This is a genomic window from Mycobacterium sp. NGS51 (assembly GCF_059812525.1).
In genome coordinates, this window is sequence record NZ_JCALCV010000013.1 from 66,952 (window position 1) to 81,145 (window position 14,194).

A 14,194-nucleotide genomic window follows, 5' to 3' on the forward strand; every position below is an offset into this window, starting at 1 on the left:
GTACTAGTGCATACTGTTATATGTGCCAGTACGATACACCATTCGCGGGTCGGGCGCCGAGGCAATTGCGACCAGCGTGGAGGAAGGCATCTCCACGGGCGGGCTGGCGCCAGGTGTTGAGCTGCCGCCCATCCGACAACTCGCCGCGCAGCTCAGGGTGAACGCCAACACCGTCGCGGCTGCCTACCGCCTGCTGCGTGACCGCGGAGCGGTTGAGACTGCGGGACGTCGAGGCACCCGGGTGCGCGAGCGGCCTGCGACCACACCGCGATCCCTGCGCGGGCTGGCCGTCCCCGAAGGTGTGCGCGATCTCTCGACGGGCAACCCGGATCCTGCGTTGCTGCCGATCGCCCACACTCAACCTGTGCGGCAACGACGCACTCCGCTGCTGTATGGCGAGCCCGCGATGTCGCCCGAGTTGGCCGAATACGTCCAGGTGTCGTTGCGCGACGAGGGCGTGCCGGCCGAGCACCTCGCGGTGACCGCCGGCGCGCTCGACGGGATCGAACGGGTCCTCGCAGCTCACCTGCGGCCCGGCGATCGAGTGGCAGTCGAGGATCCGGGCTGGGCGAATTTGTTGGATCTTCTTGCCGTAATGGGCTTTTCGGTCGAGCCGCTGCGCGTCGACGATGACGGACCGCTGGTCGCGGATGTGTCCGGGGCACTGCGCCGCGGCGTACGGGCCGTCGTGGTGACCACTCGTGCCCAAAATCCGACCGGCGCGGCGACCTCTGCTGAGCGGGCCGCGGAGTTGCGGCGGCTGATGGCCGACCGTGCCGACGACCTGCTGCTGATCGAAGACGACCATTGCGCTGGTATCGCCGGCGCGGCGCTGCAGACCTTGGCCGGATCGACGCGCCATTGGGCCTTCGTGCGGTCGGCATCCAAGGCTTACGGCCCCGACCTGAGGCTGGCAGCCCTCGCCGGTGACCGCCGGACAGTCGAGCGGGTACACGGTCGACTGCGGCTAGGCCCCGGCTGGGTCAGCTACCTCCTGCAGGACCTTGCGGTCAGCTTGTGGGGCGACACGGCGGCAATACAGCTGGTACGCAAGGCCGAAGGCATCTACGGCCGCAACCGCGCGACGCTGCAGTCGGCGCTGGCCAAGCGCGGCGTGCATTCCCACGGTCGGTCCGGCCTCAACGTCTGGATTCCGGTGCCCGACGAAACCGTCGCGATCACCCGGCTACTCGCCGCCGGCTGGGCAACCGCCCCGGGGACGAGATTCAGAATCAACACACCGCCGGGGATACGGATTACCATCTCGAATCTTGTTGCTGCCGAGATTGATCCGCTCGCCGACGCCGTGGCCGAGGCGGTACATGCTCTGGGACGCACCAGCGTCTAAGGTCACAGCTATGACGACACGCTCACGCTTCGTTGACGCGGTACTGATCGGGTTCGGATTGTATTCGACGCTTCTCGGCTTGTTCATGCTGTTCGCACCGGGCGCCTTCTTCGACACTCTCGGGGCGTTCGGGCCGCGCAACAACCACTACATCTTCGACAATGCGTCGTTCGAGCTGCCGTTGGGTCTGCTGCTATTCGCCGCGCTGCGGTGGCCGACCTGGCGGGTTCCGGCCCTCTCGTTCGCGGTGGCGCATTGGGTGCTGCATTCGCTGAGCCACATCGTGGACACCGGCCATGCCGACGGCCGGCTGATCGGATGGCTCGAGTTCGTCGGACTGGCGCTCGGCACCATCCTGCTCACCGTCGCGCTGCGCAGCAGTGTCCTTGCGGATAAGGAACACTGACGCTGTGCCGCCGGCTCACTCGTAGGACCGGAAGCTGCCGTCGAGTACCTGCAGATGACCGATCGTGCGTCCGGTGACGACCGTCGGGTCCACCAGCGTCAGTTCCACGGCCGCGCGCGCGAACTCCTCTGCCGTCGCCACCTCGTCGAAATCGCGGGTGTAATACGAAAGTCCCGGCGTCAGTATGGCTTTGGACGGCGAGAGGGCGTTCACCGCGATGTTGTGGCCCTGGAGGTCATACCCGGCACACCATGTCAGGTGCTCAAGCGCCGCTTTGGATCCGCCGTAGCCGGGCAGGACACCGCCGCTGCGGTCCGCATAGGGCCCGTCGCCGGGTAGCCGCGCTGCGACCGAGGTGATGTTGATGATCGACCCGAAACCGGCGGCAATCATGTCGGGGCACACCAATTGGATCAACTCGTAGGCGGCGAACACCGAAATCTCGAAGTGCCGCCGGTAGGCAGCTAATGGTGCGCCGAGCAGCGGCGGCCAGCCCGGTTTTGCCGCGCCCGACGGCGTTTTGGCCGGCTTGGCCGGCTTGGCCGGCTTGGCCGGAGCATCGGGCTTGGGTGGGCGCCCGGGTGCGGTGAAGGCCGCATTGTTGACCAGAATTGTGATGGGGCCCAATGCGTCTCGTGCCTCGCTGACCAACCGGTCGATATCACCGCGGTCGAGCAGATCGGCGCGGATCGCAACGGCGCGCCCGCCGGCGGACTCGATGTCGGCGACGGTCTGGCCGATGGTGCCGGGCAATCGCTCGTCCCAGACCTGTTCGGTGCGCCCACCGACGGCTACGGCTGCGCCCTCGGCCGCGAGCGCCAGCGCGATCGCTCGGCCCAACCCACGGCTGGCGCCGGTGACAATCGCCGCGCGACCGTCGAGTCGTCCTGTCATCGACTGCTGCTCCTCTCCACGATGAATTGCACCGCCCGGCCGCCGCAGTCAGGCCGTGCCGGTACCGCCAAGTCGACCTGCCGACGGGCCTGCTCGACGACCGGTGTCTGCGGGTCAAGCACCGAAAGATAGACCGTGTAGGCCGCGCCGACCGCGGCTGCGAACTCGATGTGGTCACGTTGGTTGGGCATCCCCGGCGCCCATTGCGATCCACCGTAAATCGTCACCACCACATCGGGTTTGGTGTCGCTGATGGCTAACCCGACTTTCGCCCGCAGTTCGTCGGTATCGCGGATGTCGCTGTCCGGGAAATCCCAGAAATCCACGTCGTCGACGCCGACGATAGCCGCCGACCGTCGTTGCTCGGCTTCCCGCACCGGACCCGCTTGCTCAGGGGGCATGCCCGCAATGCCGGCTTCGCCCCGACAGGCCAACGCGTAGCGGACAGTCTTGCCCTGTGCCGTCCACTTCGCCACTGCAGCGGCGATGCCGTATTCGGGGTCGTCGGGGTGGGGGACCAAGATCAGCGCGGTGCGCCAGTCAGTAGGGAATGCCTGCAGTGCTGCCATGATCGTTAAGCCATCACGCCGTGCACGACGATCGCAGTGGTCTGCTCCACCCAGGCGTCGTCGAGGTCCTCGTCGGGGCGCAACAGCAACCGCAACAACGTCGCTCCCCCGATCAGTTCGACCAACCGGTCCGGGTCTACGTCCGAATGGACCTCGCCGCGATCGACAGCTTCACGCAACCGGACCCGCACGGCGGTGAACAGATCCGTGAATCGCGACATCACCCTGGCGTTGAGTGCGGAGTCAGCGGTCATGTCGGCGACCAGTCCGGGCAGCGCCGCCCGCACTACCGGACTGGTGAACACGTCGCGCGCAGCGGCGATCATCGCCCGCACATCGGCGGCCATATCACCGGCCGGGCTGACCAAAGCGGTGGGCGCCACCGGAAACGCGGCCTCATGCACCAACTCGGCCTTGCTCGACCAACGGCGGTACAGCGCGGTCTTGGTGGTTCCAGCGCGTTCGGCGACGGCGGCCAAGGTGAGGTTCGAATAGCCGATTTGCACAAGCAGTTCCGCCGTCGCCGCCAATATGGCAGCGTCGATGCGCGGGTCCCGGGGCCGCCCGGCACTCGGCGACTTGTCAACCGAAGTCAGGTCTGCTTTCATAACGCTACCCACCGTATCGTAATTGCCGGAGGCGCTTGTGGCCAACCAACCCGCTGTCAGCGACGTCGGCCGTCTGCAACGGTCCAGCCGCGACGTCACCACCGTGCCGGCGGTGATGTCGCAATGGCTCTCTACGGTGATGCCTGGTGCTGTTGCGCCGCAGGTGACCGTGGAAAGCGGCATCGATTCCAACGGGATGTCCTCCGAGACGCTGATTCTGACCGGACGCTGGGACGACCACGGGAGTGCGGTCGAGCAGCGCTGGGTGGCGCGGGTGGCGCCCACCGCCGAGGACGTGCCGGTGTTCCCGTCGTACCGGCTGGATCATCAATTTGAGGTGATGCGCCGGGTCGGCGAACTCACCGACGTGCCCGTCCCGTTGGTGCGTTGGATCGAGACCACCGGCGACGTTTTGGGCAAGCCGTTCTTTCTGATGGACCACGTCGAGGGCGTGGTACCGCCCGACGTGATGCCCTACACCTTCGGCAACAACTGGTTCGCCGACGCTCCCGCCGAACGCCAGCGCGAACTGCAGGACACCACGGTCGAGGTGCTGGCCAAGCTGCACTCAATTCCGGACCCGCAGAAGGTTTTCGGCTTTCTCGACGAGGGGCGATCCGGCGACACAGCACTGCGCCGGCACTTCGAATGGGTGCGGTCCTGGTACGACTTCGCCGTGCCGGATATCGGCCGCTCCGCCTTGCTGGAACGCAGCTTCGACTGGCTGGAGGCTCACTGGCCGCATCAGGCGGCGGCCGCCGAGCCGGTGCTGTGCTGGGGCGACGCCCGGATCGGCAACGTGCTCTACCGCGACTTCAAACCGGTGGCGGTGCTGGACTGGGAGATGGTGACGCTGGGGCCGCGCGAACTGGACGTGGCGTGGATGATATTCGCGCACATGGTCTTTGAAGAGCTCGCCGGTCTGGCCACCCTGCCGGGGCTGCCGGAGGTGATGCGCGAGGACGATGTCCGCGCCAGCTATCGGCGGTTCTGCGGTGTCGAAGTCGGGGATCTGCACTGGTTTTACGTGTATTCCGGCGTGATGTGGGCCTGTGTGTTCATGCGCACCGGCGCGCGGCGGGTGCATTTCGGTGAAGTGGAGAAACCCGACGATGTCGAGTCTCTGTTCTACCACGCCGGTTTGATGAAAAGACTCATAGGAGAAAACTGATGCTCGGACCGCTCGATGAGTTTCCGGTACACCAGATCCCCCAGCCGATCGCCTGGCCGGGCTCGTCGGACCGCAACTTCTACGACCGGTCCTACCTGAACGCCCACGACCGCACCGGCGACATCTTCCTGGTCACCGGCATCGGCTACTACCCCAATCTCGGGGTCAAGGATGCGTTTGTGCTGATCCGCCGCGGTGACACCCAAACGGCGGTGCACCTGTCGGACGCCATCGACCAGGACCGGCTCAACCAGCACGTGGGCGGCTATCGGGTCGAGGTCAGCGAACCGCTGCGCAAGCTGCGGGTGATCCTGGAGGAAACCGAGGGAATTGCCGTCGACCTGGCCTGGCAGGGGTTGTTCGACCCCGTCCAGGAACAGCCGCACATCCTGCGATCGGGTAACCGGGTGACGCTGAACGCGCAGCGCTTCGCCCAACTGGGTTCGTGGAGCGGACGGATCGTGCTCGACGGCGAGGAGATCGCCGTCGATCCGGCCACCTGGATCGGTAGCCGGGACCGGTCCTGGGGCATCCGGCCGATCGGTGAGGCCGAGCCGGCCGGCCGGCCCGCCGATCCGCCGTTCGAGGGCATGTGGTGGCTCTACGTGCCGATGGCATTCGACGATTTCGCCATCGTGCTGATCATTCAGGAAGAGCCCAACGGGTTCCGATCACTCAACGACTGCACCCGGGTCTGGCGCGACGGCCGCGTCGAGCAATTGGGCTGGCCGCGGGTGAAGATTCATTACCGGTCGGGCACCCGCATCCCGACCGGCGCCACGATCGAGGCGTCCAGGCCGGACGGCACCCCGGTGCAATTCGAGGTGGAGTCCAAGCTGCCGGTGCCAATCCACGTCGGCGGCGGCTACGGCGGCGATTCGGACTGGCTGCACGGCATGTGGAAGGGCGAGAAGTTCACCGAACGACTGACCTACGACATGACCGACCCCGCCGTCGTCGCGCGCTCCGGGTTCGGGGTGATCGACCATGTGGGCCGGGCGGTATGCCGCGACGGCGACGCCGATCCGGTGGAGGGCTGGGGACTCTACGAGCACGGCGCGCTGGGCCGACATGACCCGTCGGGGTTCGCCGACTGGTTGACCGTGGCGCCCTGAACGGCGCGAACGTCGACTTGTTGGGATATTTCGGGCGTTTGGGCGCAACAAGTCGACGTTGGACGGTTCACTGTGAGGCATGGACTGGACCGCCGACGTTGTCGTAATCGGGGCCGGTTTCGCCGGACTCACCGCAGCCCGTGAGTTGATGCGGCTCGGGCACGAGGTGTTGGTCCTCGAGGGCCGCGATCGGGTGGGCGGGCGCTCCTACACCGGGCATGTCGCCGGCATCCCGGTCGACCTGGGCGGTACGTTCGTCGGCCCGACACAGGATGCGGTCTTGAAGCTGGCCGCCGAACTCGGCGTCGACACCATCCCGACCTTTGCCGATGGCGCCAACATGATCCGGTGGCGGGGCGAAACCCGCTCGTATTCCGGCACCATCCCGAGGTTGTCGCTGGGCGGGTTACTCGACATCGGCCGGGTGCGTTGGCAATTCGAGCGTATTGCTCGACAAGTACCGCTAGCCGAACCGTGGACCGCGCGTCGGGCGGCCCGGCTGGACCAACAGTCGCTGGGCGGCTGGCTGCAGTCGGTGCGTGCCGGCGCCACTGCCCGCGACCTGTTGGCGATCATGGCTCGGGTTACCTGGGGCTGCGAACCCGACGACGTGTCGATGCTGCACGCCGCCCGATATGTGCGGGCGGCCGGCGGCCTGGATCGACTGCTCGACGTGCACGACGGTGCCCAGCAGGACCGCTTCTTGGCCGGCACTCAGCAGATCGCCGACGCGATGGCCGTCGAACTCGGCGACCGGGTGGTGCTGGGCGCCGCGGTGCGCAGTATCGAGCACCGGAACGGCGCGGCGCTCATCACCGCCGAAAAGGGCAGGGCCGAAGCCCGATTCGTCGTCGTGGCGATCCCCCCGGAGCATCGGGCGAGCATCGAGTTCACTCCTGCGCTGCCCCCCGAATACCAGCGGCTGGCTACCAGTTGGCCGCAGGGCCGACTGTCCAAGGCCTACGCCGCCTACCCCACTCCGTTCTGGCGGGACGCCGGGTGCTCAGGCGAAGCACTGTCCGACGAGGGCCCGGTGTTCATCACGTTCGATGTGAGCCCGCAACCCGACGGTCCGGGCATCCTGCTGGGATTCGTCGACGCCCGCAGCTTCGACGCGTTACCTGCAGAGCAGCGTCGCCAGCGCGCGTTGGGCTGCTTCGCCTCGCTGTTCGGTGACGATGCCCTCAAGCCACTCGACTATGTCGATCACCGTTGGGGCGCAGAAGAATTCGCGGCCGGTGGGCCGACGGCTGCGGTACCGCCGGGATCGTGGACCCGTTACGGGCCGTGGTTGCGCCGCCCGGCCGGGCCGATTCACTGGGCGGGCACCGAGACCGCCGATGAGTGGACCGGGTTCCTGGACGGGGCGGTGCGATCCGGCCAGCGTGCGGCCGCCGAGGTTGCCGGTCGGCTACGAGCTGATGCGCCGCGCACCGGCGACTGAGTCCACCAGTTCGCGCAGTTGGCGGTTGACTTCGGTGGGGCGTTCGAGCATCGCGCAGTGACCGCCGGGCAGCACGACGAGCCCGACCAGGTTCGGCGCGGCCGCCGCGATCCGGCGAGATTGGCTCAGCGGCGTAAGCCGATCGCGTTCGCTGCCGATGACCAGCGTGGGCACCGTCAGACCGGACAAGCTGATGTGCCGCGACCCCAGCGCGTCGACCAGCGCCCTGCCGCAGCCGCCGCGTCCCGCCGGTGAGGTGGCGTCGAACAGCTCGTAGATGAGGTCCCCGATGTCGGGGTCGGCGTCGGCGCCGACTGCCAGCAGCGAAATCATTTCGCGGGTTGCGCGCCGTACCGCGAGCGGCACTGTGAACGAACCGAAGATGTTGACCAGTGCGCGCCCGCCCAACACCCGGACCGCCGCGAACGGTGCCGGCACCGGCAGCAGCTTCACCTCGCGCAGCAGATCTCCGGTGGTCGTGTTGATCAGCGCGACGGCGTCGGCCCGGCGCGGCACCTTGTGGCGATACCGCTCCGACCAAGCGGCGATCGCAATTCCGCCCATCGAGTGGCCGGCGATGACGGCATGCTCCCCGGGGGCAAGGGTGGCCTCGAGTACGGCGTCGACGTCGGAAGCCAGGTGATGGAGCCGGTAATTGCCGCGCGGGGGCAGACCGCTGCGGCCGTGGCCGCGATGGTCGAAGGCAATGACGCGGTAATCGGTGGCCAAATCCGCGATTTGGTAGGCCCATACCCGGATCGCGCACGTGATGCCATGCGCCAACACGATCGGATAGCCGTCCTCGGGTCCGAAGACCTCGGTATGCAGGCAGGTGCCGTCCGGTGCGCGCACCGGCACTATCCGGCTTGGCGGCAATTCACGTGGTATCGGGGCAGATGGGCGGTGTGCTTGCTGAGAACTCATCGCCGCCTCCCCTCCGGATGCGGCCTCCCTGCCGCATGCGTCGATGCTTCGAGTCTAAGCCGATTTACAGTGGTCGGCTTGTACTTCGCCGGAGACCATCTGACCGTCAATGCGCCGCCGGGTGCTGAGACAACCACGGGTGGGCCGACTCCAGTTGGGAGGCAACACGAATGAGCACGTCCTCCCGGCCGTAAGCGGCGGCGAGCTGGACGCCGATCGGTAGACCTTCGGCATTGCGGTGCAGCGGGAGGCTGATCGCCGGCTGGCCGCTCATATTGAACGGCGGCGTGAACGCCGCGAACCGCCCGGCGCGGCGCATCGGCGCCGTGGGCTGCTCGGGGTCATTCTCGAATTCCGTCAGCGGTAGCGGCGGCTCGGCTAACGTCGGCGTGAGCAGCAGGTCCCAGCCGTCGGCCCACCACTGCTGTAGTGCACGCCGAAACGCCCAGCCCGCGGCTTGTGCGGCTGCGTAGTCCACGGCGGTCAACCGCTGAGCCTGTTCGACGAGCACCCAGTTCACCGGCTCGATGTCGTCTTTGGTCATTTCGCGCCCGAGCATGTCGCCGAAACCCCGCGTGGCCATCGCCATTTGCGTCGCCCACAGCGCCATGAACTTGTCGACCAACGTGGTATCTGCCAGACACCCCGGCCAGGCCGGCTCAACGGTGTGCCCCAAGCCCTCCAGCATCGACGCCGCGGCGCGCACTGCTGAGACACAGTCCTCGTGCAGAAAATCGCCGCGCGGATGGACGTCGAGCAGTCCGATGCGCAGCCGGCCAGGGTCGGCACCGAGCTCGTCGACATAGGGCCGCTGCGGCGCCGGCGCGATCACGGTGTCGCCGACACCGGGTCCGCGCACCGCATCAAGCAGCCGCGCGGTGTCGCGCACCGTGCGGCTGACGCACAGTTCGACGCCCAGCCCCACCTCGGCGCGCAGCGGCCCGACCGTGATCCGCCCCTGGCTCGGTTTCAACCCCACCAGCCCGCAGCAGGACGCGGGGATGCGGATGCTGCCGCCGCCGTCCGAGGCGTTGGCGAACGGAACCATGCCGGCGGCCACCGCCGCGGCCGCCCCGCCACTCGACCCGCCCGGGGTGCGGTCCGGCGCCCACGGATTGCGGGTCGCGCCCCACGCCAGCGGTTGCGTGGTCGGCAGGCTTCCCATCTCCGGGGTATTCGTCCGCCCGGCGATGACAAGCCCGGCCGCTTTGAACCGGGCGACCAGGGTCGTGTCGGCGGTGTCGATTCTGCCTGCAGCTTTGAGCGCGACGTTTCCGTTCGACAGGGTCTGGCCGGCGAAGCTGGTGTAGAGGTCCTTGAGCAGAAATGGGACGCCGCGGAATGGGCCGTTGGGCAGGTTGGGATCGGCGGCCAGCGAACGGGCGTGGTCGAACCACTCGATGACCACGGCATTCAACAGCGGGTTGGATTGCTCGATCCGCTCGATCGCCGCTTCCAGCAGCTCGGACGGCGTGACTTCCCCTTTTGCGACCAGCGCCGCCTGGTCGGTGGCGTCCATCCATCGCGTCTCGTCAGCAAGGCCAGTCATGGCTCAAGGTTGTACCACGCGCGGCCGTCGTTATTTCGTGACAATGAGAACGGCCCCCGGAGAACTCTCCGAGGGCCGTTCAACTAGTAGCGGGGACAGGATTCGAACCTGCGACCTCTGGGTTATGAGCCCAGCGAGCTACCGAGCTGCTCCACCCCGCGACGGGTGAATACCAGGTTACCGAACCCTGTTGGGGCAACCAAATCGCGGGGGCGTCGGCGCGCGGCCGGATCCGCTCAGTGTGACGGCGGCTTCAGCCCGTATCGCTGCGCAATGTCGTCCACCCAGGCGGGCGACCCGTAGGTCAGCCCGTATTTGTCGGCGAGTTCGCCGAACTCGGGCAACTCGTGCAGCACCTTGCCGACCGGATCGTTGGCGTGGTCGAGGAGCAGCTCACCCAGTTCGCGGAAGTAATTCTCGAACCCGCCCGGGGTGATGATCTCGACGATGCGACCGGGTTCGCTGCCGGCGTTCCACATGGCGTGCATCTGTCCACGCGGCTTGGTGATGTAGCCACCGGGCCCGAGGACGACTTCACTGTCGTCGGAGCGGAAGCCGATCTCGCCTGCCAGCACGATCGAATGCTCGTCCTCGCGGGTGTGCCGGTGCGCGGCGGTGAGCAGGCCGACCTCAAACGGGTGCTCGACAATCGACACCTCGCCGCCGTTGGTCTTGCCGGACAGCTTGAAGACCGCTCCAAAGCCAGGCAGGGCAACGTAATCCCCTTCCCCAGGCTGGACAACGGTGACTCCGATTTCGTTCGCGTCGGCCATCTGGTGTTCCTCCTTCTTCAGAACCCAACTGCGGGCAGTATGGTCGCCATGTCGTCCTGAGGGGGCCAGAGCGGCCGCGGCACTTCGACACCGAACGGCTTGTCCCAGCTGTTTCGCGATGAAACCTCGTGCACGTGTCTACTCCGTTCCGCTATTCGTCGTGGCCCATTGTGCGGTGGTACGCGGCGACCCGACGGCGCTGTTTCAGCCGTCTTTCCCACAGAATCTGACACGTGCTGCGGCTTGTCGGGCGGGCCGCTTGTTGCGCGATGTGGAGCTCGCGAAAAGCTACTTGGCGTTGTTGAACTTGCTGATCGCGTCGTCGACTCGCTGCAGCGCCGCCCCATAGGCGGCAAAGTCGCCCTTCTTCTGCGCGTCACGCGCTGCGCTGATAGCCGCTTGAATCTCCTTCAGCGCGGCCGACTTTGCCGGAGACAACGGCGTGGCCGCGTTCGGCGCCGGCGGAGCTGCGGCGGCCGGCGGCTCCGTCGCGCCCGGCACCGACTCGGCCGGCGGCTCGGTTCCCGCTGACGAGCTGGCGGGGGCGCCCCCGTCAGTGGGTGCGATCTCGGTCGCGGTGTCACCGGCACCGGGCCCGAACAGCCCCGTCAGCGCATCGCTGACGGTCGGGCCGTACCCGATTTTGTCGTTGTACATCATCGCCACCCGGATCAGCCGCGGATATGACGAGGCGGCGTCGCTGGCGCCCGGAGAGGCGTAAACCGGTTCGACGTAGAGCAACCCGCCCTGGGCCACCGGCAGCGTCAGCAGGTTGCCCCAGCGGATGCGGTTCTGGTTGTCACGACCGATGACCCCGAGGTCTTGGGACACTGCGGTGTCGGTGGTGATCGCGTTGTTGGCCAGCTTCGGCCCGTTGACCTGGCCCGGGATGGTCAGCACAGTGATCTTGCCGTACGTCGCCGGATCGGAGCTGGCGCTGATGTAGGCGGCGAGATAGTCGCGCTTGAACCTGTTCATCGCGCTGGTCAGCTGATACGACGCCGAATTGTCCCCTTTGGCAAGGTTTTTCGCGACGATGTAGTAAGGCGGCTGATAGCTGCTGGCCGTCGGGTTCGGGTCCAGCGGCACGTCCCAGAAATCGGACGTGGAGAAGAACGTCACCGGGTCGTTGACGTGGTACTTGGCCAGCAGCATCCGCTGCACCTTGAACAGGTCTTCGGGGTAGCGCAAATGGTCGGCCAGTTCCGGTGTGATGTCGCTCTTGGGCTTGACCGTGCCGGGAAAGACTTTCATCCACGCTTTGAGCACCGGATCTTGCTCATCCTGCTGATACAGCGTGACGGTTCCGTCGTAGGCGTCGACGGTGGCCTTCACCGAGTTGCGGATGTAGGAGACCCGCTTGTCGGGCAGCAGCCGGTTGAACGCCACCTCATTGGAGTCCGCGGTGGCCGACGACAGCGACGTCAGCTCGGAATACGGGTAGTTGTCCAACGTGGTGTAGCCGTCGATGATCCACACCAGCCGCTTGTTGACGATCGCCGGGTACACCGCGCTGTCGGTGGTCAGCCACGGTGCGACCGCCTCTACCCGCTCGGCGGGGTCGCGGTTGAACAGGATCTTGCTGTTGGAGCCGATCACGGTGGAGAACAAGAAGTTTCGCTCAGCGAATTTCGCGGCGAACACACTGCGTGAAATCCAACTACCGATCGGCACGCCACCACTGCCGGTGTAGGTGTAGTTCTTGGTTTCGGTGTTGGTCTCGTAGTCGTATTCCCGGTCGGCACCGCTACGCCCGACGATCGCGTAGTCGGCGGGCGTGTCGGAGATGACCGGACCGTAGTACACGCGCGGTTGATCCAATTGCGCCGGACCGTCGGAGACCACACCGCCGTTGGCGCCGACAACGTTGACCAGAAATTCTGGATAGCCGCCGTTTTGGTTGGGGTCGTTGGCGATACCGCGAACGGTGTTCGCCGGTGAGGCGATGAATCCGTTGCCGTGGGTGTAGACGGTGTGCCGGTTGATCCAGTCGCGCTGGTTGTCGATCAGCCGGTCCGGGTTGAGTTCGCGCGCGGCGACGACATAGTCGCGCAGATTGCCGTCGTGGTCGACGTATCGATCGATGGACAGTTGGTCGGGAAAGAAGTAGAAGTTCTTGCCCTGTTGGAATTGAGTGAACGCCGGGCTGATGATCGTCGGGTCGAGCAGCCGGATGTTCGACGTGGTGGCGCGATCGGAGGCCACCTGTTCGGCGGTTGCCCGGGCGTCGCCGCTGTAGTTGCGGTAGCTCACCACGTCTTCGGTCAGGCCGTACGCATGCCGGGTTGCGGTGATGCTCCGCCCGATGTATTCGCTTTCCTTTTGCGCGGCATTGGGTTTGACGCTGATCTGCTCGATGATCAGCGGCCACCCGGCGCCGACGATCAACGACGACAACAGCAATAGCACCAGCCCGATCGCCGGGATCCGCAAATCTCGCAACACAATGGCGGAGAACACCGCAGCAGCGCAGATCAGCGCGATCGCCAGCAGAATCAGCTTGGCCGGCAGCACCGCGTTGATGTCGGTATACCCGGCACCGGTGAACGGCTTACCGGCGCGGGTGTGCGACAGCAGTTCGTAGCGGTCCAACCAGTAGGCGGCCGCCTTGAGCAGCACCAGCACCCCGACCAGGCTGACCAGTTGGATTCGTGCCGAGCGGCTCAGCGCGCCGGTGCGCCCGGACAGCCGGATACCGCCGAAGATGTAGTGCGCCACCAAGTTCGCCAAAAACGCCAAGAACATCGCCACAAACAGATAACCGACCAGCAGCCGGTAGAACGGCAGGTCGAAGGCGTAGAAGCCAAGGTCCTTGCCGAATTGCGGGTCCTCGATTCCGAAGTCGCCGCCGTGCAAGAACAGCTGGATGCGTACCCAATAGGTCTGCGCGATGACGCCGGCCAACAGGCCGATCATCACCGGGATTCCGATTCCGATGACCCGCAGCCGCGACATCACCACGGTGCGATATCGCGCCACCGGGTCGTTGCCGTTGCTGGGCACGAACACCGGCCGGGTGCGGTAGGCCGCCGCCAGCCCACCGAACACGATGCCGCCGACCAGTAGCCCCACCACCAGGAACACCACCAGCCGGGTCACCAGCACGGTCGTGAACACCGACCGGTATCCCAATTCGCCGAACCACAACCAGTCGACGTAGGCGTCGATTAGTCGTGGGCCGACCAACAGCAGCACGATCACTGCCAGCGCTATGGCAATCAGAATCCGGCTGCGCCGAGTAAGCTTCGGCATTCTCGCCGTGGGCCGCATCCCCACTAGTTACGCTCCCTGGTCACCGTTGACAGTGGCGATCACAACTGTACGCACCGGCTCGCCTGCGGCCTTTCCGGCTGTGTCGTCGCTCGGGCTCGGCATGATTGCCCGGCTCCTCCT

The 14,194-nt window shown here is 66.4% G+C and carries 12 protein-coding genes and 1 tRNA gene; 5 read left to right on the top strand and 8 right to left on the bottom strand.

The features are described from left to right. The first annotated feature begins 22 nt into the window (after nucleotides 1–22). Together AC5Y5W_RS16660 and AC5Y5W_RS16665 are read left to right on the top strand one after the other, a co-directional pair. On the top strand, nucleotides 23–1,348 hold the full coding sequence (locus AC5Y5W_RS16660) for an aminotransferase class I/II-fold pyridoxal phosphate-dependent enzyme (RefSeq protein ID WP_500011622.1): 1,326 nt from the start codon (nucleotides 23–25) through the stop codon (nucleotides 1,346–1,348). A gap of 10 nt (nucleotides 1,349–1,358) precedes the next feature. After that, on the top strand, nucleotides 1,359–1,754 hold the full coding sequence (locus tag AC5Y5W_RS16665; protein WP_500011624.1) for a hypothetical protein: 396 nt from the start codon (nucleotides 1,359–1,361) through the stop codon (nucleotides 1,752–1,754). A 15-nt stretch (nucleotides 1,755–1,769) separates the two neighbouring features. Here AC5Y5W_RS16665 and AC5Y5W_RS16670 read toward each other — a convergent pair whose 3' ends face one another. From AC5Y5W_RS16670 to AC5Y5W_RS16680, 3 genes are read right to left on the bottom strand one after another with little or no spacing between them, the layout of a single operon-like run. Then, the gene (locus AC5Y5W_RS16670; RefSeq protein WP_500011626.1) at nucleotides 1,770–2,648 is read right to left on the bottom strand and encodes an SDR family NAD(P)-dependent oxidoreductase; all 879 of its coding nucleotides are present in this window, start codon (nucleotides 2,646–2,648) and stop codon (nucleotides 1,770–1,772) included. Next, nucleotides 2,645–3,217 carry a PIG-L deacetylase family protein gene (locus AC5Y5W_RS16675; RefSeq protein ID WP_500011628.1) on the bottom strand — a complete coding sequence of 191 codons (573 nt, stop codon included), beginning with the start codon at nucleotides 3,215–3,217 and terminating at the stop codon, nucleotides 2,645–2,647. The genes AC5Y5W_RS16670 and AC5Y5W_RS16675 overlap by 4 nt, the downstream gene beginning before the upstream one ends. 5 nt (nucleotides 3,218–3,222) lie before the next feature. After that, nucleotides 3,223–3,825: a TetR/AcrR family transcriptional regulator gene (locus AC5Y5W_RS16680; RefSeq protein ID WP_500011630.1), complete on the bottom strand. Its 603-nt coding sequence runs from the start codon at nucleotides 3,823–3,825 to the stop codon at nucleotides 3,223–3,225. 37 nt (nucleotides 3,826–3,862) lie between these two features. On the opposite strand from AC5Y5W_RS16680, the gene AC5Y5W_RS16685 reads away from it, so the two are divergent. The 3 genes from AC5Y5W_RS16685 to AC5Y5W_RS16695 all read left to right on the top strand — a co-directional run bounded on the left by AC5Y5W_RS16685 (nucleotide 3,863) and on the right by AC5Y5W_RS16695 (nucleotide 7,555). Continuing rightward, nucleotides 3,863–4,996: a phosphotransferase family protein gene (locus AC5Y5W_RS16685; protein ID WP_500011742.1), complete on the top strand. Its 1,134-nt coding sequence runs from the start codon at nucleotides 3,863–3,865 to the stop codon at nucleotides 4,994–4,996. Next, entirely contained in the window at nucleotides 4,996–6,111 is a 1,116-nt protein-coding gene (locus AC5Y5W_RS16690; RefSeq protein ID WP_500011632.1) for an Rv3169 family protein, read from the top strand. The genes AC5Y5W_RS16685 and AC5Y5W_RS16690 overlap by 1 nt, the downstream gene beginning before the upstream one ends. Nucleotides 6,112–6,190: 79 nt before the next feature. After that, nucleotides 6,191–7,555 carry a flavin monoamine oxidase family protein gene (locus AC5Y5W_RS16695; RefSeq protein ID WP_500022397.1) on the top strand — a complete coding sequence of 455 codons (1,365 nt, stop codon included), beginning with the start codon at nucleotides 6,191–6,193 and terminating at the stop codon, nucleotides 7,553–7,555. On the opposite strand, the gene AC5Y5W_RS16700 is transcribed toward AC5Y5W_RS16695, so the two are convergent. From AC5Y5W_RS16700 to AC5Y5W_RS16720, 5 genes are all read right to left on the bottom strand, one after another. Further along, nucleotides 7,523–8,479, bottom strand: coding sequence for an alpha/beta fold hydrolase (locus AC5Y5W_RS16700; protein ID WP_500011635.1), 957 nt, complete (start codon nucleotides 8,477–8,479; stop codon nucleotides 7,523–7,525). The two genes, AC5Y5W_RS16695 and AC5Y5W_RS16700, sit on opposite strands and share 33 nt — an antisense overlap. A gap of 106 nt (nucleotides 8,480–8,585) precedes the next feature. Next, complete coding sequence (locus AC5Y5W_RS16705; RefSeq protein WP_500011637.1) at nucleotides 8,586–10,028, bottom strand: amidase; 1,443 nt, start codon at nucleotides 10,026–10,028, stop codon at nucleotides 8,586–8,588. An 87-nt stretch (nucleotides 10,029–10,115) separates the two neighbouring features. Continuing rightward, a tRNA-Met gene (locus tag AC5Y5W_RS16710) sits at nucleotides 10,116–10,189 on the bottom strand. A gap of 75 nt (nucleotides 10,190–10,264) precedes the next feature. Next, nucleotides 10,265–10,801, bottom strand: coding sequence for a cupin domain-containing protein (locus AC5Y5W_RS16715; protein WP_500011638.1), 537 nt, complete (start codon nucleotides 10,799–10,801; stop codon nucleotides 10,265–10,267). A gap of 288 nt (nucleotides 10,802–11,089) precedes the next feature. Then, entirely contained in the window at nucleotides 11,090–14,077 is a 2,988-nt protein-coding gene (locus tag AC5Y5W_RS16720) for a UPF0182 family protein (protein WP_500011640.1), read from the bottom strand. Nucleotides 14,078–14,194: the final 117 nt, after the last annotated feature.